The organism is Shinella sp. G-2 (genome assembly GCF_050172695.1).
In the GTDB taxonomy this organism is placed as follows: domain Bacteria; phylum Pseudomonadota; class Alphaproteobacteria; order Rhizobiales; family Rhizobiaceae; genus Shinella.
On sequence record NZ_JBBEYH010000021.1, the window covers coordinates 55,514 to 76,716 of the forward strand.

Annotated in this window: 11 protein-coding genes; 4 read left to right on the forward strand and 7 right to left on the reverse strand. The window is 66.8% G+C overall.

All coding sequences use genetic code 11. From position 1 onward, the window contains the following. Positions 1 to 15: 15 nt before the first annotated feature. The 7 genes from V8U06_RS22800 to V8U06_RS22830 form a co-directional block, all read right to left on the reverse strand. The gene (locus tag V8U06_RS22800) at positions 16 to 1,053 is read right to left on the reverse strand and encodes a putative FMN-dependent luciferase-like monooxygenase (RefSeq protein WP_427142629.1); all 1,038 of its coding nucleotides are present in this window, start codon (positions 1,051 to 1,053) and stop codon (positions 16 to 18) included. Further along, entirely contained in the window at positions 1,050 to 2,672 is a 1,623-nt protein-coding gene (locus tag V8U06_RS22805) for a dipeptide ABC transporter ATP-binding protein (protein ID WP_427142630.1), read from the reverse strand. The genes V8U06_RS22800 and V8U06_RS22805 overlap by 4 nt, the downstream gene beginning before the upstream one ends. Then, complete coding sequence (locus V8U06_RS22810; protein ID WP_427142631.1) at positions 2,672 to 3,553, reverse strand: ABC transporter permease; 882 nt, start codon at positions 3,551 to 3,553, stop codon at positions 2,672 to 2,674. Before V8U06_RS22810 ends, V8U06_RS22805 begins: the two co-directional genes overlap by 1 nt. Continuing rightward, positions 3,550 to 4,494, reverse strand: coding sequence for an ABC transporter permease (locus tag V8U06_RS22815; protein WP_427142632.1), 945 nt, complete (start codon positions 4,492 to 4,494; stop codon positions 3,550 to 3,552). Before V8U06_RS22815 ends, V8U06_RS22810 begins: the two co-directional genes overlap by 4 nt. A 52-nt stretch (positions 4,495 to 4,546) precedes the next feature. Further along, positions 4,547 to 6,175, reverse strand: a complete 1,629-nt coding sequence (locus V8U06_RS22820) for a TIGR04028 family ABC transporter substrate-binding protein (protein WP_427142633.1) — start codon at positions 6,173 to 6,175, stop codon at positions 4,547 to 4,549. Between the two features lie 144 nt (positions 6,176 to 6,319). Continuing rightward, the gene (locus V8U06_RS22825) at positions 6,320 to 7,456 is read right to left on the reverse strand and encodes an MFS transporter (RefSeq protein ID WP_427142634.1); all 1,137 of its coding nucleotides are present in this window, start codon (positions 7,454 to 7,456) and stop codon (positions 6,320 to 6,322) included. Between the two features lie 121 nt (positions 7,457 to 7,577). Beyond that, the gene (locus V8U06_RS22830; RefSeq protein ID WP_427142635.1) at positions 7,578 to 9,203 is read right to left on the reverse strand and encodes a tetratricopeptide repeat protein; all 1,626 of its coding nucleotides are present in this window, start codon (positions 9,201 to 9,203) and stop codon (positions 7,578 to 7,580) included. Between the two features lie 216 nt (positions 9,204 to 9,419). Here V8U06_RS22830 and V8U06_RS22835 point away from each other — a divergent pair, with 216 nt between their 5' ends. The 4 genes from V8U06_RS22835 (at position 9,420) to V8U06_RS22850 (ending at position 21,123) form a co-directional block, all read left to right on the forward strand. Next, positions 9,420 to 10,382: a hypothetical protein gene (locus tag V8U06_RS22835; protein WP_427142636.1), complete on the forward strand. Its 963-nt coding sequence runs from the start codon at positions 9,420 to 9,422 to the stop codon at positions 10,380 to 10,382. A 61-nt stretch (positions 10,383 to 10,443) separates the two neighbouring features. Then, positions 10,444 to 12,165, forward strand: a complete 1,722-nt coding sequence (locus V8U06_RS22840; RefSeq protein ID WP_427142637.1) for a ShlB/FhaC/HecB family hemolysin secretion/activation protein — start codon at positions 10,444 to 10,446, stop codon at positions 12,163 to 12,165. Positions 12,166 to 12,175: 10 nt separating this feature from the next. Continuing rightward, entirely contained in the window at positions 12,176 to 20,584 is an 8,409-nt protein-coding gene (locus V8U06_RS22845; protein ID WP_427142638.1) for a YDG domain-containing protein, read from the forward strand. Further along, positions 20,584 to 21,123: an invasion associated locus B family protein gene (locus V8U06_RS22850; RefSeq protein WP_427142657.1), complete on the forward strand. Its 540-nt coding sequence runs from the start codon at positions 20,584 to 20,586 to the stop codon at positions 21,121 to 21,123. Before V8U06_RS22845 ends, V8U06_RS22850 begins: the two co-directional genes overlap by 1 nt. Positions 21,124 to 21,203 lie beyond the last annotated feature (80 nt).

The following is a 21,203-nucleotide window of genomic DNA, read 5'->3' on the forward strand; positions in this document are numbered from 1 at the left end:
GGAAGTCTCTCTTGGTTACTGCGCAGCGACGAGCTGCGGTTTCGACGGCCCACGCCAGCCGAGGGCGGGGGCGACCTCGGCGGCGATCAGTTCGATGGAGCGGAGGATATCCGCGTGCGGCGGATCGATGGAGTGGACCTGGAAGACGACATCGGTGGCGCGGGAGAGCGCGGTATCGGCCTTGAGCGAGGCGATGACGTCGTCCGGCGTGCCGACATGGCTGTCGAGCCCCTTGATCAGGTCCTCGACCGTGTTGCCGGGAATGCGGTGGCCGAGTTCCACGAAGCGGTCCGCGATGCGCCGCAGGCCGGTTTCGGCCAGCGCCAGCGCCCGCTTGCGATCGTCGGCGACGAAGAGGCTGCGCGAGCCGAGGATGCGCGGCGCGCGTCCCTCGGGCAGAGCCGCGAGATAGGCGTCGATGATCGGGTTCTGGATGTCGTCGAGGGTTGCGTCCGGCGTTTCGGCCGGGCGCGGCTGGGTGCGCGAAAGCATCAGCCCGTCGCCGGAAAGGCCGGCAAGCCGCGCGCCGCCGGCCGAGAAGGTGGCGAGCCACACCCGGTCAATGAGATGCGGGGCCTGCGGGTAGAGCCTGTTGCCGCCCTTGAGCGGCCTTCCGGTCCAGGCGTCCCTGATGATGCCGAGGTTTTCCGCATAGACCTCGCCGCGCCTTTCCGGTGCGATGCCGAAGGCTTCGAAGGATTCCCGCGTGCCGCCGGTGCCAAAACCGATCTCCAGCCGCCCGCCGGAAAGGAGATCGAGCACGGCCGTATCCTCGGCGACGCGCAGTGCGTTCTCCATCGGCAGGGTGATGACGCCGGTGCCGAGCCGGATGGTGGAGGTCTGCGCCGCGACATGGGCGAGGAAGACGGCGGGCGCGGGCAGGCCGCCTTCATCGGCGTGGAAATGGTGCTGGGCGATCCAGGCGCTGTCGAAGCCGTTCTGCTCGGCATGGGCGATCTGCTCGGCCGCCAGGCGATACCGCTCGCCGGCAGGTGCGTCATCGAGCAGACGGGTGAAGAAGCCCAGTCTCTTGGGAGTGTTGGTTCTGGTCATGGGGTCAGTCCGGTTGAAAGGGCTTGCGGAAGTTTGCTGCCGGGAATGGCGGCGATGAGTTCGCGCGTATAGGCGCTGGCGGGATTGGCGAAGACGGCCTCGACCGGGCCATAATCGACCTGCCTGCCGTTCTGCAGCACGGAGACGGTGTCCGCGATCTGGCGCACCACGGCCAGGTCGTGCGAGACGAAGACATAGGTCAGGCCGAGATCACGCTGCAGTTCGGCCAGAAGATCGAGGATCTGCGCCTGCACGGTGACGTCGAGCGCCGAAACCGCCTCGTCGAGCACCACGACCTCGGGTTCCAGCACCAGTGCGCGGGCGATGGCGACGCGCTGCCGTTGGCCGCCGGAAAGTGCATGCGGCAGACGGGACAGCACGCTTGCCGGCAGGCCGACGCGTTCGATGATCGCGGCGACGCGCGCGGCGCGTTCGTCTCGGCCGAGCGGCTCGAAATTGAGCAGCGGCTCCTCGACGATCGCCTGAACCGTCTGACGTGGATCGAGCGAACCCCAGGGGTTCTGATAGACGAGCTGGATCTTGCGTCGGAACTGGCGGAGGGTCCCGGCCTTCAGACTGCTGGCGTCCAGGCCGCCGACAAGGGTCTGGCCGCCCGTCGGCTTCTGGAAACCGGCGATGGCGCGGATGGTCGTCGTCTTGCCGGAACCGGATTCGCCGACGACGGCATGGGTGGTGCCACGTGCGACGGTGAAGGAGACGTCGTCGACGGCGCGGAATTTCCGCCCGCCCGGCAGGTCGAAATCCTGCACGAGGTTCTGGACGGCGACGGCCACCGGCCGGCCGTCTCCCACGGGCGGCCGCGATGCGGCGCGGGCAAGGGAGGGGACGTCGGAGAGCAGCTTGCGCGTATAGGCGCTGGCCGGTGCGGCGAGCACGGCGGCGGTCTCGCCCTGTTCCTGGATGCGCCCGCCCTGCAGCACGACGATGCGGTCGGAGCGGTCGGCGGCAACGCCGAGATCGTGGGTGACGAAGAGGACGGCGGTGCCATGTTCGCGGCGCAGGTCGTCGATCAGGTCGAGGATGCGGCGCTGCACGGTGACGTCGAGCGCGGAGGTCGGCTCGTCGGCGATGATGAGGGCGGGCTTCAGGGCAATGGCGATGGCGATCAGCACGCGCTGCTTCATGCCGCCCGACAGTTCATGCGGATATTGCTTTGCTCGCAGCGCCGGATCGGACAGGCCGACATGGCCGAGAAGTTCGATCACCTGGCGATCTGCCTCCCGCCGGTCGAGCCGGCCGTGCAGTTCGAGGATTTCGCGCACCTGCGCGCCGACCGTCAGCACGGGGTTGAGCGAGTTGCCGGGGTCCTGCGGGATGAGGCTGACGACCGCGCCGCGGATGCTGCGCAGGCGCCTGGCGTTCCAGCGGGAAATATCTTCTCCGTTGAGCAGGATCGCGCCGGACTCCAGCCGGCCGTTCTCCGGCAGCAGGCCGATGACGGCCTGCGCGGTGGAGGTCTTGCCCGAGCCGCTTTCCCCGACCAGCGCCACGACCTCGCCGGGCGCAATGGAGAAGGAGACGCCGTGCACGACAGTGGTCCGGGCATCGCCCTGGCTGTAGGAGACGCGGAGGTCGCGGATGTCGAGAACCGGGGTCATCACACCTTCCTTCCGATCGAGCGGCTGATACGGTTGGCCGCAAGCACCACGGCGACGACGACGAGGCCGGGGGCGGCGGTGAGCCACCAGGCCGTGGCGAGATAGTTGCGGCCCTCGGCGATGAGCAGGCCCCATTCCGGCGTTGGCGGCGGGGCGCCGTAGCCGAGGAACCCGAGCGTCGAGATCTGCAGGATCGCCCAGCCGAACTGCACGGCCGTATAGGCGACGACCGAGGTCAGCGAATTGGGCAGGATATGCCGCCACAGCACCGCGGCGAAGGTGCCGCCGCTGCCGAAGGCGGCTTCGACGAATTCGGCGTTGCGCACCCGCACCACCTCGGCCCGCATCAGCCGGGCGAAGCCCGCGATGGCGGTCGCGCCGACGGCGATGGCGGCGTTCAGCGTGCCGAAGCCGAGAAGGATGATGATGCTGAGGGAAAGGAGCAGGGTGGGAATGGAAAGCAGCACGTCGACGAGACGCATCAGCACCGTATCCACCCGCCCGCGCACCGACCCGGCGACGAGGCCGAGCGCGGTGCCGGCGAGGAGGCCGACGCCGACGGCGGCGAGCGCCCCGGAGAGCGAATGCACCGCGCCGTGGACGATGCGGGCGAAGAGGTCGCGGCCGAGCGCGTCCGTGCCGAGAAGATGGGCGGCGGACGGGGCCTTCAACTGGCCGCCGGGCGCGCCGGCCAGCGGATCGTAGGCGGTGAAGAGTTGCGGTACGGCCGCCCAGAGGAGCACGGTGGCGAGGGTGAGCCAGGCGAGCGCCAGCCCGTAGGGAAATGCCTTGAGCGTGGCGGCGAGGCTGCGGCGCGCCTTGCCGGCAGTCCTCTGGCGGGCGGCGGGCGCCAGACCGGTAAAGATATCGACGCTGGTCATGACTGGGCACCGTTCCGGGTTCTGAGGCGTGGATCGAGCAAGGGGAAGGCAAGGTCCACGGCAAGGTTGATGGTGACGAAGGCGGCGGCCGAGACCACCACGACGGCCTGCAGCACCGAGAGGTCCTGGTTGCTCACGGCCTTTTCGGTGAGGCCGCCGATACCGTTGAGGCCGAAGACGGTCTCCGTGACGACGGCCCCCGCCAGCAGTTCGCCGAACAGCACGCCGGCGATGGTGAGGGTGGGCAGCAGCGCATTGCGGGCGACATGCCGCCAGATGAGGTGGAATTCGCTCGCCCCCTTGGCGCGCGCCACGCCGACGAAGGGCCGTGTGCGGATCTCGTCGATGGCGCGGATGAGGATCTGCGCCAGCGGCGCGGCGATGGGTACGGCGAGCGTGGCGACCGGAAGGACGAGACTTTCCCACGGGCCGGGATTGATGACCGAGACCAGCTTCAGCCGGAAGGAGAAGATCTGGATAAGCATGATCGCCAGCCAGAACACCGGTACGGAAATGAGCAGCGCCGGCAGCGACTGCACGAGATTGCGCAGCCAGGCGAAGGGCGCGAGTGTGGAGAGGAGGGCGATGGCGACGGCGAGCACCGTGGCGGCGGCAAAGCCGAGGGCGGCGAGCGCCAGCGTCGGCGGCAGGTTTGTCGCAAGTTGCGCGGAGACCGGCACGCCGGCCTGCATGGAATAGCCGAAATCGCCGGTCAGGAAGTTTGCCAGCGTGTGGAGATACTGCACCGGAAGGCTGGAATCGACCGCGTAGGCGGCGCGGATCTCACGGACCTGATCGGCGCTGAGGCCGAATTCCGGGTTGAGGAACTTGATCAGCACCGCATCGCCGGGCATGGCCTGCAGCAGGATGAAGGACAGGGTGAAGGCGGCCCACAGGACGAGGATGGCCTGTCCGATCCGGCCGGTGACGTAGCGTGTCATCGCATCTCTCCGAAAGGGGGAACGGCCGGGCCAGCCGGCCATTCCCGCGATCTCACTTGTCGAGCCAGGTGCTGTAGAAGGCGGGACGGCCGACCGCCTCGAAGGCGACGCCCTTGACGTAGTGGGCGCCGGCGAAAGCCTGCGGCTCCTCGAAGATCGGCACCGCATAGGCCTGTTCCAGCACATGGGCCTGTGCCTCTGCGACGGCCTTCAGGCGCTTCTCTCGGTCGGGCTCAGAGGCGATCTCGTCGAGGATGGCGTTCAGTTTCTCGTCGACGAAGGTCTTCACCTTGTCGCTGGTGCCGCCCTTCTGGACCAGCACGTTGCGCAGCGTCGGATAGTACTGGCTCTTGACGACGTCGGGGTCGGCGCGCCCGACCATGGCGACGGCGACCGGTGTTTTCAGCGGGTCGAGTTCGTCCACGGTCTTGCTACCGGCATCGCCCGCCAGCACGTTCAGCTTCACGCCGATCCCGGCCCATTGCTGGGCGATGAGCTGCAGCACCGCCTGGCTCTGCGGCTGCGGCAGCGAGGCGTAGGAGGTCAGCACCAGCTTCTGGCCGTCCTTTTCGCGGATGCCGTCTGCGCCGGGCTTGAAGCCCGCCTCGTCGAGCAGCGCCTTGGCCTGTTCCGGGTCGTAGGCCAGCTTGTCGTCCTGCGGCACGTAGCCGATGGCCGTGGAGGCGAGGATCGATGTCGCCTTGGGATAGCTCTTGGAGAAGAGCGTGGCGATGATCTCGTCGCGGTTGACGGCGAGCGACAGGGCCTTGCGCACCTTCACGTCGGAGACGAGCGGATTGTCCGGACGGAAGACAATGGAATTGTTGATGCCGCGCGTGCCGGGCGTATAGAGCTGGAAGTCCTGGCTTTCGACCTGCGCCTCGTCATAGGCCTGGATCTGGCGGATGAAGTCCGCCTGCCCGGCCAGGAGGGCGCCGATGCGCACGCTGTCCTCGCCGGTGATGATGTACTTGATCTCGTCGAGATAGGCGCGGCCCTGGTGCTCCAGCTTCGCCGGCCCCCAGGCGTAGTCCTCGCGAGCCTTGAGGTCGAGCGTCTTGCCGAGCGTCTCGGCCGAGACGACGAAGGGGCCGGAGCCGACGATTTTGGTCGCGTCGCCGAGCTGCTCGAAGGGCAGGGCGAGGGTCGCGAGCGAGACGATGCCCGAGCCGATCACCGAGGTGCCCTGCAGGAAGCCCGGCGAGGGCTTCTTGAAATGGAATTTCACGGTCAGCGGATCGATGACTTCGCTGCGCTCGTAGTTGTTCACCACCTCCGAGACCGGCTGCTTCAGCGCCTTGTTGCCGAGGCCGAACGTGTCGAAATTCTTCGCGACCGCGTTGGCGTCGAGCGGCGTGCCGTCGGAGAAGGTGATGCCGGGCCGAAGCTTGAACGTATATTCGGTGGCGTCCGCATTGACCTGCCAGGATTCGGCGAGCCACGGCTCGATCTCCAGCGTCTTGGGATTCTGGTAGGTCAGCTTGTCGGTGATCTGGTTGAGGATGCCACCGTTCGGGTAGAAGCCTCCGGCCGGCGGATAGAGGTTGGTATGGGCCTGCTGCTCCAGATAGACCAGCGTGCCGCCCTTGGCGGGCGCGTCGGCGGCGGAAACCACGGCCGGGAAGAGACCGGCAGCAAGGATGGCGAGACGAAGGGCGAGACGGTTTCGATGAAGGGTCATGGTCGTGTCCGGTGTTGCGATGGACCAACCTTAGCGCCTTGTTCTAATTGTCTATGGATTTAGTATTCTATTTTTCTCGCGACGGGCGAAACGTTCTTTTGCCGGCGGCAGGGCGGACACAAAGCCGTTTCCGTCCGAGGGCGATTAGCGTCTTCGCATGAAAACCATGGCCACCAGCAGCGCGCCGCCGCCCAGCACCGCTGTGGTGCCGGCAAGCGCTTGGATGCCAAGCGCCTCGATCACGCGTCCGCCGATCCAGCTGCCCGTGCCGATGCCGACATAGATGAGGGCGCTGTTGGCGGCGAGGGCGAGGTTCGCCATGCCGGCGGCCCGCTCCAGCAGCTGGTGCTGGATGGGCACGAGATACATGTAGCTGACGATCCCCCACAGGAAGGCAAGCGCGACGACGAGGCCGGCCTGCGCCCGCGCAAGCACGAGCGCCACCAGGAGCAGGGTCTGCACGCCGACGGCGATGAAGAGGACAAGGGCAGGCCCCACCCGGTCGGTGAGCACGCCGGTCGCGACATTGCCGAGCACCGCGCCGATCCCATAGGCGGGCAGCACGGGAACGCCCCGAAGGGCGGTCTCGGCGAACAGCAGGCTGACATAGGAATAGACGGCGAACTCCGCCGTCACGATGAGGAAGGTGACGGCAAGAAGCCCATAGACCGGCCCCGGAAGGGCCAGCCGTCCTTCGCCCGCGACCGGCTGTATCCGGCCGGGGGGAAGACCGGAAAGCAACCCGGTAAGCAGCAGCGCGGCGATGACGCCAAAGACGACCACGAAGAAGAAGGCATAGCGCCAGTCCAGCGTCGCGGCGATCCACGCGGTCAGCGGGACGCCGGCCGCCTGCGCCACCGTCATGCCGCCGAAAATGAGGGAGAGGGCGAAGCCCTTGCGCTCCGGCGGCAGCAGTTCCGTGGCGAGCGCGGTCGCCGCCGGCGTGAACATCGCGGCTCCGAAGGCCGAGACGACGCGGCCGGCGATCAGCAGGGCGAAATCGGGAGCAAGGCCGGCAAGGAGATTTCCGGCGGAGAAGATGACGGCGGAAAGGATCAGCAGGTTGCGCCCGCTCCAGTGGCGGAACGCCCAGGCATTCAGCGGCGCGAAGAGCGCGTAGCAGAAGGCATAGGCCGAGACGATCCACCCGGCCGTCGCCGGTGCTATGGCAAGGTCGCGCATGACGGCTTCCAGCGCCCCGAGAATGACATAAGCATCGAGCCCGATGGCAAAGGCGCCGACCGTCAGCGCGGCGAGCAGGAGCGAGCGGCGGGACTGCATGCGATAGGAGCCTCGGGAGTGTCGTTCGAGGAGGGAATGTCTGATGCGGGCAGGCCGATGCGCCGGCCGCCTCAAACGTACATATTTAACATATTAAGTAAATAGATGCGGTGCGGACCGTCTATCGCGGCAGGCCCGTCGGCAGGCCGACTTCGACAAGGCTGCGGATGATCGCATTGCTGGCGGCAAGATAGGTGTCGCTGACGTTACGGGTCGGCAGCGCGATGTTGCGGGCCGTGGCGCCGGGCCGCAATTCCATGGCCTTCGCCAGGGCCGCCTTTGCCTCCGTTCGCTGGCCGAGGCGATGATGGGCGGTGGCGAGCAGCAGGTAGGACCGGCCGGAGCCGGGCGTGATGGCGATGGAGCGGTTGAGGAACGCGATGGCCTCCTCGTTGCGACCGAGCAGCAGATTGACCCAGCCTTCCCCGAGCAGCCAGGTCCAGCGCGAGACCTCGGGCGTGTCATAGCGGTCGGCCTTGCCGAAGGTTGCGAGCGCATCGGCGAAGCGGCCGAGCTGGACCTGTGTCAGACCGAGATTGTAGAGCGCCGCGCCGTCCCAGGGATTGACGGTCAGCGCCCGTGCGCAGGCGACGAGGCTTTCGGCGAACTGGTTGCTCACGGTCAGAAAACGGCAATAGGCATCGAGCACCGGCAGGGAGTGGGGCCGCGTCTTGAGCGCCTCTTCCAGGAGCGCGCGTGCATCGTTCTCCGCGGCGATGCTTTCGGCCGGGGCATACCAGCTCATCTGTACGGCGCGCATATGAAGGCCGGCCAGCGCGACCCGCAGGTCGACATTGCCGGGATCGTTGGCGAGGTACTTTTCCAGAATGGCCCGTGCGGTGTCGAAACGTTCCCGCGTCGTCTGGTTGATCGCCGCGACCGCCTGCCCGATGGCGACGTCGGAGGCGCCGGCCTCCCGCTGTTCCGGCTCCTGAAGCATGCTCAGGCGGGCCGCCAGCGGATAGCCGATGCCGGCGGCCAGCCGGGACAGCAGGTGCTGGCGGTCGGGATCGGCTGCATCCGCCGCGGTTTCGGCGACGACCCGGACCTCCCGGCTGGCGACGTCGATGAGGCGCGCCTGGAGGATCCAGGCCTCGGCGCTGCGCTTCAGTTCGCTCTGGACCTGCAAGGTCGTGAAGCCGCGCTGTTCCGGCGCGGCCTTGCCGGCAGGCAGGATCAGGTCGATGCCCTCGATCCCGGAAAAGCCGTTGACGAGTTCCGAGGTGAGGCCGCGCACGAGGTTGGTGCCCTCCGGGCCTGCATCGGTGTTCTCGACCGGCAGCAGCTCGACCACCAGCCGGGGCGGCTGGAAAAGACGGTTGCCGTCAAGAAGGAAGGCGGCGAGACCTGCGGCAAGGAGGACGAGAAGGGCCAGTCCGGCGACGAGAAGCGGTTTGCGCGGCCGTCTTTCGACGGGCGCTTGCGGTGGGGGCTCGGCCCTCTGCCCGGTGGTGACGTCGAGGGCAAAGCGATAGCCCCGGCCGGACACGACCTGCACCATCCGCCGCTTGTTGTCGCCCAGCGCGGCGCGGATTTCGCGGATGCATTGGAAAAGGCTGTCCTCGCCGACATGGATGCCGGGCCAGATGGCCTCCATCAGCTCTTCCTTGCCGAGGACGCGGTGGCTGTTGGTCACCAGAAGCCGGAGGAGTTCGAGGGTTTTGGGGCGCAAACGCGTCACGGAACCGTCTGCGCCGCGCAATTCGGCGCGGTCGGTGTCCAGAACGAAGCCCGCAAAAAAGAACACGGATCCTCCCCAGGCCCCACCTTGAACGCGGCGCACCATAGTGAGCGTGCGCCCGGGCCGTCAACCGGCCGGCGAAGCGGTTGCGATGCGCTGCGGGCGGCTTTCAGAAAAATATCAGAAAACTTTAAAACCGCACCGCCGCGGCTTCAGGACGTGGCCCGCCCGATCCGATTATTCCTTTGGAAGGATGCCCTTGGGGGTGAACGGGAATATATCGTGCCTGACAACGAGACCAAAAACGCAAAGACCGTCGTGCCCCTGCGCCGCAAGGGCCAGCCGGGATCGCATGGGGCCGCGGGCGGCATCGAACGCCTGATGGTGGCGGAGGGATTTGCCGAGGCGGTCGGGCTGCTGGCGCAGGGCTTCGTCGAGAGCCACGTCGTCGCGCCGCGTCCTTCCGCACTGTTCGCCACCCAGCAGCGCTGGCTGCTCTGCCAGGTCGCGATTGCCCGGCATTTCCGGGCGCTGAGCACGGGCGGGCCTGGCGTGTCGCGACGGGATATCGGCTACCTTGCCCTGCAGCATGGCATTGCCAGCCGCAACACCGCCTATGCCTTCTTCGACGAAATTCTGAAATACGGCCTCGTGCTTCCGGCGGCGGAGGAGGGCCGGGCGGAGGAGATCGTGCCCGCCCCGGAGGCTTTCGCGGTGCTGGCGCAGTGGTATGTCTTGCATCTGGCCGCGCTCGACCGCATCGATGGCGCAGCGAGGGCGGAGGCCTTTCTTGCCGCGCCCGAGCGGCTCCTTCCGCTCATTGCGCCCATCATCAGCGATGGTCTCCTGGCCAATCCCGAAGTGCGCATGCCGGGCCCGCTCTATCGCATCTTCGCCTGGACCGATGCGGGTGGGCACCTGATGGACCGGCTCGTCGCGGGTATCGACCGGCAGGTCGTCCAGCCCGGCGGCTATCTGACGGATGTCAACTCGATCTCCTATCTCGCCCGTTTCTTTGCACTGTCGCGCGCCCATGCCAGCCGCAAGATCGCTGAGGCAGAAGCGATCGGCGGCATCGGCTGGAGCGGCCGGCGCGGACATTCGCGCCTGTGGATCTCGCATGCCTTCTATACGGAATATGCGAGCGCGCAGGCGCGCAAGCTCATCATCTTCCGCGATGCCTTCGCAGCGGCCGAAGGAGCGGCGTCAAAAATGGACGGCGACGATTGTGTGGCCTTTTCATAGTTTTGACCGGAGCGGGGCGTGCCGTTGAGGCCCCCGTCCAGGATGCCAAGAGGATGAGATCGTGTCTTTGAAACGCGCAGCGTCGCTGTGCCTTCTGCTGGCAGGCGTATCGCTACCGGCCTTCGCGCAGGATGCCGGCTCGCTCTTGCGCGAGCAGCAGCGGCGCGAGGACGTGCGGCGCATCGACCGTCTGCCGGCGGCGGAGGACGAGGCACGGCCCGCCGAAGGCGGCGTCGGCGGGCCTGAAGCCGGGCAGACCATCGTGCTGAAAGATCTCCAGTTCGCCGGCAAGACCGAGATTCTGCCTGAGGCCGAGCGGATGCGTATCGCGGCCGCGGTCCGCGGCAGGCGCCTCGGCATTGCCGGCATCAAGGCCATCGCCGATACGGTGACGCTGGCCGTGCAGAAGGAAGGCCGTGTCCTCGCCTATGCCATCCTGCCGCCGCAGGACATTACCGAGGGCGTGGTGCGCGTGGAAATTCGCGAGGGGCGTCTCGCCGGCATGGATTTCGAGCGCAAAGGCGACGTGCGCGTGCGCGGCGACCGGCTGGCGCGCATGGCGGAAACCATTCCCGCCGAAGGCCTCGACAAGGGCGATCTCGAGGCGGCGCTGTTGCGCATGAACGACCATCCGGGCGTGACCGCACGGGCGCGGTTGACGGCAGGTGAAAACGTGCAGACCAGCCGCCTCATCGTCGCCGTCGAGCAGACGCCGCTCTTTTCCATGAACCTCTGGGGCGACAATGCGGGCTCGGCCTCGACCGGCCGCGCGCAGGCCAATGCGCAGGCCACGGTCACCGATCTCTCCGGCTACGGCGACCTCACGCGTCTGACCGCCACGGCCTCGAAGGGCCAGAAATTCGGACAGGCCGCCTTCAGCATGCCGCTCGGCGTCAGCCCTTTCACGGTCAACGCGAACTACGGTTATCTCGATTACCGCAACATCGATGCGGTGGGCCGGGCGCTGGGGCTTGAGGGCCATGCGCATTATGCCGGGCTGGGGATCGGCTACGATCTCCTGCGTTCGCGCGAGGTCAATCTGCGCCTTTCCGCCGGGCTGAACTGGAAGGCGCTGGTGGACGACAGCCTTGCGGGTCTTCTCCAGGACAAACGGGTCACCTCCGGCACGCTCGGCTTCGACGGGGACCTGCGCGACGGTTTCTTCGGCGGCGGTTTCACCACCTGGTCGCTCGGCTGGACCTTCGGCGATCTCGACCTTTCGCGCGTGCCGGGAGCGCTTGCCGCCGACCGGGCGAGCCTGAACACGGATGGCAGCTTCCATGTGCTGAATGCCGAGGCGGCGCGGCTGCAGGCGCTGCCGAACGACCTGGCGCTATACAGCCGCGTCTCCGGCCAGTGGGCCAGCAAGAACCTCGACAGTTCGCAGGATTTTTCGCTCGGCGGTCCCTATGGCGTGCGCGGTTATCCCATCGGCGAGGGACGTGGCGACATGGGCGTCATCGGTACGCTGGAACTGCGCTACGACGCGCCGGTGCCCGAGACCTTTGGCGTGCTGCAACTCGCGGCGTTTCTCGATGGCGGCTATGTCAGGCTCAATCGCCATGCGGCGGGCATCGTTGCCGCCAATGCCTGCGGCTGCAACACCTATGGGCTGGCGAGCGCCGGCCTTTCGGCGCGCTGGGCGCGCGACACCATGAATGTCTCCGTTTCCTGGGCACATGCGCTGGGCGCCAATCCCGGCCGTGACGCCGTCTCGGGAGCGAATGCCGACGGCGGCACGCGCCGCCACCAATTCTGGCTGCAGGGCGCCATCAAATTCTGAGGGCAAGGCGATGAACAGGATCTACAAGCACATCTGGTCGAAGGCCCTTGGCCGGCTCGTCGTGGTGCCGGAATGCGCGCGCGGCGCGGGCGGCAAGGCCGGGCGGCGCAGGAACCGCCGGGCTGCCGCCGCACTGCTTGCTTCCACGGCGCTTGCTGCGCCGGCTCTCGCGCAGGATGCCCTGCCGACGGGCGGGCAGGTCGTGTCGGGAACGGCGACGATCACCACCAATGGCGCGGCGATGACGATCGACCAGTCCTCCGAGCGGATGATCGCCAATTGGCAGGGCTTTTCCATCGGCGCCGGCAATTCGGTGACGTTCAACCAGCCGGGCGCCTCCTCCGTGGCGCTGAACCGCGTCACCGGGCAGGATGCCTCGCAGATTCTCGGCAACCTCAACGCCAACGGCCAGGTCTTCCTCGTCAATCCCAACGGCGTCGCCATCGGCAGCACCGGGCGCGTCCAGACCGGCGCTTTCGTCGCCTCCACGCTCGGCATCACGGATGGCGATTTCCTGGCGGACACCTACAGTTTCGCCGGCACGGGCGGTACGATCCTCAACGAAGGCGAGATTGCCGGCGCCACCGTGGCATTGATCGCACCGACCGTCATCAATGCCGGCACCATCACCGGCAATACGGCACTGGCGGGGGGCACTGACGTGCTGCTCGACTTCGACGGCGACGGGCTGTTGTCGGTCGAGGTGCGGGGTTCGACCCTGGAAACGCTGGTCGAGAACAGGGGCCTCATCAAGGCCGATGGCGGCGTGGCCATCCTGACGGCCAAGGGCGCCTCGGCCGCCATGAAGGGCGTGGTCAACAATAGCGGCACGGTGGAAGCCAATACCATCGGCGTGAAAAACGGCCGCATTCTCCTTCTCGGCGACAAGCAGCATGGCGAGGTCAGGGCCGCCGGCAGGCTCAAGGCGAAGGATGTCGAAACCGCCGCCGCCAAGGTGAAACTCGACCGCAACGTGAAGGTCGAGACCTCCGGCGGGCGCTGGCTGATCAATCCGGCAGACGTTACCATCGATGCGGACTATGCCGCCACGCTGCAGGACAATCTGGCGAATGGCAGCATCACGGTCAGCACCGCAAACCAGGGAACGGGAACGGGCGACATCACCGTCGCCTCCGCCGTCACGTGGAATGCCAATAGGCTCGAACTTACGGCGGATGGAGACATTGCCATCAACGCCGCGCTGAAGAGCACGGCCGGGGGCCTGACGCTCGGCGCGGCTGGTGCGATCACGCCCGGCGCAGCCGTCAATGTCGGCAGCTTCACCCTGAATTCCGGTGACTGGGCGCAGGTCGGCGCGACGCTCCCCGATTTCTCCGCCGCGAGCTTCGCTCGGTACGGCGGTTCGTTCCTGCGTGTTGTCGGTGGCGACGGTTCCCTTGCAACGCCCTATCTCGTGGCGGATGTCTATGGGCTCCAGGGCATCGGCAGTTCTGCGGCCTATCTTGCCGCCAACTGGACGCTGGCCAAGGATATCGATGCAACCGGGACGGAGAATTGGGAGCGGAGATTCGTCCCCATCGGCACGCAGGGCGGTCTGGCCTTTACCGGCCGGTTCGACGGCGGCGGCCATGCCATCAGCAAGCTGACGGCGTCGCATGAGAATTATGGTGGCCTGTTCGGCCTCACCTCCGGCGCCACGATCGAAAATGTCGGCGTGCGCGAAAGCGTCATATCAAGTGCCGGTAGCGCGGGCGGCATCGTCGCCCGGGCTTCCAACGCCACGGTCATCCGCAACGTCTACAGCACGGCAACCATTCGGGGCTGGTTCTATTCCGGTGGTCTTGTGGGAGAAGCGCTGAGTGGCACAACGATCAGCAATGTCTACGCCACCAGCTTTCAGCCCAATGGCATGAACCTGGTTGGAGGGCTTGTCGGCGGGCTGGACGGCAGCACCATCACGAACGCCTTTGCCACCGGCTATATGAATTCCGGTTCCTCCAACTTTGCGATTGCCGGTCTCGTCGGTTCCATCAGCAATTCAACGGTGTCTTCCAGCTACTGGGATACCGAAACCACAAACAGGGCGAACGGCATCGGCTCTGGAGGGTGGAGCAATACCGGCACCATAGCCGGCCTGACCACGGCGCAGGCCTTGCAACAGGCCTCCTATGCCGGGTTCGACTTCACCAACACCTGGTTCATGATCGAAGGACACACGCGGCCGTTCCTGCGCTCGGAATGGCAGAGCGTGATCACCAATCCTCACCAGTTGCAGCTGATGGCGATGAAGCCCGGCGCGAACTACGTGCTTGGTGGAAATGTCGATTTCATCAATACCTTCACGGGTAGTTTCACCAGCAATCGGAACATGTGGGGGACGTCCTTGTCCGTGGGCGGCGGGTTCAGCCCGGTGGGCGACGCCGCCGCGCCGTTTACCGGCACGTTTGATGGTCGCGGCTACACGATCTCCAATCTACTGATCAAACGGCCGACGGCGGTCAATATAGGCCTTTTTGGCGATATTGCCGGCACGAGCAGCGTGCGCAATGTCGGGCTCGTCGGCGGGTCGGTTTCCGGCAGGAGCGTCGTGGGGGCACTGGCAGGAAGCAACAGCGGCACGCTCGAAAATGTCTATGCGAAGACTGCCGTGACACGCAACGGCCCTGACGTCGGCGGTTATGACGGCGTCGGGGGGCTGGTTGGTGTCAACTTCGGTCCGGTCCGCAACGCTTACGCCACGGGTTCGGTCTCCGACGCGACCCTCAGCAATCTGGCCGGCGGCCTGATCGGGCTTAATTACGGCGGCGCTGTCAGCAATGTCTATGCCACAGGTTCTGTCGTGGGCGGCTATGTGGGCGGCCTTATCGGGAACAACGGCGGCACGCTGACCAACGCCTATGCCACGGGTTCGCTCTATGCGACGGGGGCAGCCGGCGGCTTGATCGGCATCAGCGAGGCTGTCGTCAGCAATGTCTATGCGTCCGGAGCTGTCAACGGCGAGCCGTCTGCCGATCTTGCGGGCCTTGTCGCCATCAACTACGGCAGCGTGACGAACGCCTTCTGGAATCCCGAGACGACGGGCCGGGGCAGCACCGTTGGAACCGCCCTCAACGCCGCAGGCATGGGGGATCCCTTCCAATTCATCGGTGCAGGCTGGGATTTCGCCTCCACCTGGGCGATGCGCAAGGCTGGAGGCGCGCCGGTGCTGCGAAGCCTGACCACCGATGCGGTCTATGATTATTACATCCGCTTCGCGGGCGGTCTTTCCCGCGGCTATGGCGATACCGTTTCCGCCGCCGGTATCCCGCTCGAGGGTGTCGGAACCGGCAATGTCGGTGTGGGCTGGGGCAGCGCCATCACGGCTGCGACCGATGTCGGCACCTATCGCTGGAGCGACGGCAACGTGCTTTCGCTGAGCTACACCACGGGCACGGCGGCGAACTATTATGTCGATTATGGCGTGGATGGCCTCTCCATCGTCCCGCGCGTGGTCAACCTTGCGGCCTCCCGCGTCTATGACGGGACGACGTCCCTTGCCTCCGGCGTCATCGCCATCGGCAATCTCGCCAATGGCGAAACGCTGGGCCTGACGGGCGACGGCGCGCTTGCCGACAAGAATGCCGGGCAGGACCTCGATTTCTCGCTGGGAGGCCTGGCGCTGGTGGACGGTACCGGCAAGGCCTCGAACTACACCCTGGCCGGCGGCAGCTACAAGGCCGACATCGCCCGGGCGACGATCGCGTCCATCGCCGGCATCACGGCCGTCAACCGGACCTATGACGGCACGACGCTCGCCGCGCTCTCGATGGCTTCGGTCAGCTTCACCGATCTGCTTGCCGGAGACGTGCTGACGGTGGGAAGCGCCACCGGCAATTTCACCGACAAGAACGCCGGCGGCGGGAAGACGGTGAACATCACCGGCCTCACGCTTTCCGGCACGGATGCGGGCAACTACACCCTCACCGACAATACGGCGACGGCGACGGCCGATATCGCCAGGGCGAGCATTTCGGCGATCACGGGCATCCATGGCGTCGGCCGTGTCTATGACGGCACCCGCGTTGCGGGACTGGACGTCTCGGATGCCGGCTTCACCGGCATGATCGCCGGAGATGCGCTGACGGTGGCGAGCGGCACGGGCACCTTCGCCGACAAGAATGCCGGAACGAACAAGTCTGTCGCCATATCGGGCCTCAGCCTCGGCGGGACGGATGCCGGCAACTACACCCTTGCCGATGCCACCGCGACGACCGCGGCGGACATAAGCCGGGCGACGATCGCGTCGATCACCGGCATCACGGCGCTGAACAAGACATACGACGGCACGCGTGTTGCGGATCTCGCCACCGGTGTGGCTGGCTTTACCGGCATGATCGCCGGCGACATGCTGACGGTGGCCAGCAGCACCGGCACTTTTGCCGACAAGAATGCCGGCACGAACAAGTCCGTCGCTGTATCCGGCCTTACCCTCGGCGGGGCGGATGCCGGCAACTATGTGCTCGCCGACGATACGGCGATGGCCTCGGCGGATATCGCCCGGGCGACGATTTCCAGCGTCACGGGCATTACCGGCATCGACCGTCTCTATGACGGCACGACCGTTGCGGGACTGAACACCACCGCGGCCGGTTTCACCGGCATGGTTGACGGCGACGCGTTGACGGTGGCAAGCGCCACGGGGGCCTTTGCCGACAAGAATGCGCAGGCGAACAAGGCTGTTGCCGTTACGGGGCTGACCCTTGGCGGCGTGGATGCCGGCAACTACACCCTCGCCGACACGACGGCGACGACCGTCGCGAATATCGCCCGGGCGACGATTTCAGCGGTGACCGGTCTTGCCGGCATCGACCGCGTCTATGACGGCCGTGTCGCCGTGGGGCTGGATACGACCGGCGCGCAGTTCGCGGGCATGGTGGCCGGCGATGCGCTGACGGTGGCGAGCGCTACGGGCGCCTTCCTCGACAAGAATGCCGGCACGGGCAAGGCGATCGCCGTGACGGGACTCTCCCTGGGCGGGGCGGATGCCGGCAACTATATACTGGCCGATACGACGACGACGGCGACGGCCGATGTCACGAAGGCGACGATCTCCGCCGTCACCGGCATCGACGCGGTGGACAGGACCTACGACGGTACGCGGACGGCGACGCTGTCGACGGGTGGCGCAGGTTTTGCCGGCATGATCGCGGGCGATGGGCTGACCGTGGCGAACGGGACGGGCACCTTCGCCGACAAGAATGCGGGCACGGACAAGACGGTCGCCATATCGGGTCTCACCCTCGGCGGTGTGGATGCGGGCAACTACATCCTTGCGGATACCACTGCGACGACCACTGCGGATATCGCCAGGGCGACGATCCTCGCCGTGACAGGCATGACGGCGGCCGGCAAGACCTATGACGGCACGACCGCCGCCACGCTCTCCACCGCCTCGGCGGGCTTTACCGGCATGATCGCGGGCGATGCGCTGACGGTCGCGGCTGCGACGGGCGCCTTTGCCGACAGGAACGCGGGCAACGGCAAGCAGGTGGGCATCACCGGCCTTTCGCTGGGAGGCCTCGATGCCGGCAACTACGTGCTGGCCGACAGCACGGCGACGACGACGGCGGATATTGCCAAGGCGGCCTTGACGCTCACCGGCTTCACCGCCGAAAGCCGGGTCTATGACGGCACCACGACGGCCCGGATCGCGACGGCCGGCGCGCTGTCGGGCGTGATCCTCGGCGACGATACCGCCTTCGATTTCGGCGGCGTGACCTTCTCCGACCGGAACGCGGGAACGAACAAGCTGGTGACGATACAGAGTATCGCGTTGCGCGGCATGGATGCCGGCAACTACACGATTGCCAGCACCGCGACCACGACGGCGGATATCACGCGGGCGACGATTACCGCCGTCACGGGCATCACGGCAGCCGGCAAGACCTATGACGGTACGCGGGGCGCGACGCTTTCGACAGGCGCGGCCGGCTTTGTCGGCCTGATCCAGGGCGATACGCTGACGGTCGCCTCGGCCAGCGGTGCCTTTGCCGACAAGAATGCCGGCACGGGCAAGCGGATCGATATCACCGGGCTCTCGCTCGGCGGGGCGGATGCCGGCAACTACTGGCTTGCCGACACGACGGCGACGACGACGGCCGACATCGCCCGGGCGACGATTGCATCGATATCCGGCATCACGGCGCGGGACCGGATCTATGACGGCACGACCGTCGCCACGCTCTCCACCGCCTCGGCCGGCTTCGCCGGCATGGCCGCAGGCGATGCGCTGACGGTGGCGAGCGGCACGGGCACCTTTGCCGACAGGCATGTCGGTACGGGCAAGCAGGTCACCGTCACCGGCCTCTCGCTTGGCGGGGTCGATGCGGGCAATTATACCCTTGCCGACACGACGGCGACGGCGACGGCCGACATTTCCAAGGCGGCGCTGACGCTGACAGGCTTTGCTGTGGCCAACAGGACCTATGACGGCACGACGGTCGCAACGGTCAGCAATGCCGGCACGCTGTCGGGCCTCTTCCTTGGCGACGACGTTCAGTTCAGCCATGGCGCGGCGGCTTTTGCCGACAAGAATGCCGGGACGGGCAAGACCGTGCGCCTTTCCGGCATCGCACTCTCCGGCACGGATGCCGGCAACTACACCCTCACCGACACAATGGCGACGGCGACGGCCGATATCGCCAGGGCGAGCATTTCGGCGATCACGGGCATCCATGGCGTCGATCGCCTCTATGACGGCACCCGCGTTGCGGGACTGGACGTCTCGGCCGCCGGCTTCACCGGCATGATCGCCGGAGATGCGCTGACGGTGGCGAGCGGCACGGGCACCTTTGTCGACAAGAATGCCGGCACGAACAAGGCGGTCGCCATCTCGGGCCTCAGCCTCGGCGGCGCGGATGCCGGCAATTACACCCTAGCCGATGCCACCGCGACGACCACGGCGGACATAAGCCGGGCGACGATCGCGTCGATCACCGGCATCACGGCGCTGAACAAGACCTATGACGGCACGCGTGTTGCGGATCTCGTCACCGGCGCGGCTGGCTTTACCGGCATGATCGCCGGCGACATGCTGACGGTGGCGAGCGGCACCGGCACTTTTGCCGACAGGAATGCCGGCACGGGCAAACGGGTCGACATATCCGGTCTGACGCTCGGCGGGGCGGATGCCGGCAACTATGTGCTCGCCGACGATACGGCGGCAGCCTCGGCGGATATCGCCCGGGCGACGTTGACGCTCGCCGGCTTTACGGCGGCGAACAGGACCTATGACGGCACGACGGTCGCATCCGTTGCCAATGCCGGCGCCCTGTCCGGCGTCTTCCTTGCCGACGACGTCCGGTTCGGCCACGGCGCGGCGGCCTTTGCCGACAAGAATGCCGGCACGGGCAAGACCGTGCGGCTCTCCGGCATCGCGCTTTCCGGCGCCGATGCCGGCAACTACACCATCGCGGGCACGGCGACAGCACGCGCGGACATCGCAAAGGCAACGATCTCTGCCGTGACGGGCATCACGGCGACGGGCAAGACCTATGACGGTACGGTAACGGCGGTGCTTTCCACCGGTTCGGCAGGCTTCACAGGCCTTCTGGCGGGGGACAGTCTGGAGGTTTCCGCCGCCACCGGCGCCTTTGCCGACCGGAATGCCGGCGCGGGCAAGCGGGTCGACGTCACCGGCCTTATCCTCGGCGGCGCGGATGCGGGCAACTACACGCTGGCCGACACGACGGCCACCGCCACGGCCAGCATCTCCAGGGCGACGCTGACGCTTTCAGGTTTCGCCGTGGCGAACAGGGCCTATGACGGGACGGTCGCGGCGCAGATCAGTGCTGCCGGCACGCTGTCGGGCGTCTTCTTCACCGACGACGTGCACCTCAGCCATGGCGCCGCGGCCTTTGCCGACCGGAATGCCGGGACGAACAAGGTGGTGACGCTGGATGGCGTCGCGCTTTCGGGCGTCGATGCCGGCAACTACACCATCGCCGGAACGGCAATGACGACGGCGGATATTGGCCGGGCGGGTATCTCCGCTGTCACGGGCATCCTTGCCGCCGACAAGCTCTATGACGGCACCAGGGTCGCCACGCTCGACCTGACGGGGGCCGGCTTTGCCGGCCTGCTTTCCGGCGACAGCCTTGCGGTGCTTGCGGCGACCGGCCGGTTCGAGAACGCCGCGCCGGGGCGGGACAAGACGGTGCGTATCACGGGCCTCACCCTCGGCGGTATCGATGCCGCCAACTACATGCTGCTCGACGATACGGCCATCGCTATGGCCGATATCAACGCGCTCTTCGCATCGCCCCTGCCGCCGCAGACGCTGGGCGTGAAGGGCGCGTCGATCTTCGGTTTCTTCTTCCCCCTTCCGTCGTCGCGGAGCGTCTTTGCAGCACCCGACATGATCGACTTTTCGGCCTGGCAGCCGGGAGCGGGCGATTTGAATTTCGAGGACTTTCAATGATGACGCCTCTTTCCCGAACCATCCGCAAGATCGCGTTTCTTCTGGCCGGTAGCCTGTCGGCGGCCCTGCCGGCATCCGCCGCCGCGCTGCCGGGCGGGGCGGGGTCGCTGGTGGAAACCTATCAGGACTGGGTCGTCGCCTGCCAGGCGCAGAACGAGCGCAACCTTTGTGTCATGCGGCAGGTGCAGAGCAACACGCAGACCGGCCAACATGTGCTGACGGTCGAATTCTCCGGGGGTGGGGACGGCGGCAGGCTGGGGGGTGTGTTGCTCATGCCCTTCGGCCTGTCTCTCGCCGCCGGCGTGACCGCCGGTATCGACGATGCCGCGCCCGGCCCGATGCTCGCCTTTTCCACCTGCCTGCCGCAGGGCTGCCTTGCCCCCGTCGCTTTCGAGGCCGAGCAGGTTGCCAAGCTGCGGGCCGGTACGGCGCTCAACGTGACGGCCAAATCGCTCTCCCCCGCCCAGCCCGTCACCCTGAAAGTTTCGCTCAAGGGCTTTTCCGCCGCACTGAACCGCATCGGCGAACTGATGAAGTAGGACGCCGGCCGGGCCGGTGGCTTCAAGGACGCCAAAGGGCGGCGCTTGACTTCGTCCATTTCGTTCAGTATTGATTGAAC

Bases quoted from the DNA above. Each gene is read 5' to 3' on its own strand.
- V8U06_RS22800 (WP_427142629.1), bottom strand. From the start codon at position 1,053: ATGACCAGAACCAACACTCCCAAGAGACTGGGCTTCTTCACCCGTCTG.
- V8U06_RS22805 (WP_427142630.1), bottom strand. From the start codon at position 2,672: ATGACCCCGGTTCTCGACATCCGCGACCTCCGCGTCTCCTACAGCCAG.
- V8U06_RS22810 (WP_427142631.1), bottom strand. From the start codon at position 3,553: ATGACCAGCGTCGATATCTTTACCGGTCTGGCGCCCGCCGCCCGCCAG.
- V8U06_RS22815 (WP_427142632.1), bottom strand. From the start codon at position 4,494: ATGACACGCTACGTCACCGGCCGGATCGGACAGGCCATCCTCGTCCTG.
- V8U06_RS22820 (WP_427142633.1), bottom strand. From the start codon at position 6,175: ATGACCCTTCATCGAAACCGTCTCGCCCTTCGTCTCGCCATCCTTGCT.
- V8U06_RS22825 (WP_427142634.1), bottom strand. From the start codon at position 7,456: ATGCAGTCCCGCCGCTCGCTCCTGCTCGCCGCGCTGACGGTCGGCGCC.
- V8U06_RS22845 (WP_427142638.1), top strand. From the start codon at position 12,176: ATGAACAGGATCTACAAGCACATCTGGTCGAAGGCCCTTGGCCGGCTC.
- V8U06_RS22850 (WP_427142657.1), top strand. From the start codon at position 20,584: ATGACGCCTCTTTCCCGAACCATCCGCAAGATCGCGTTTCTTCTGGCC.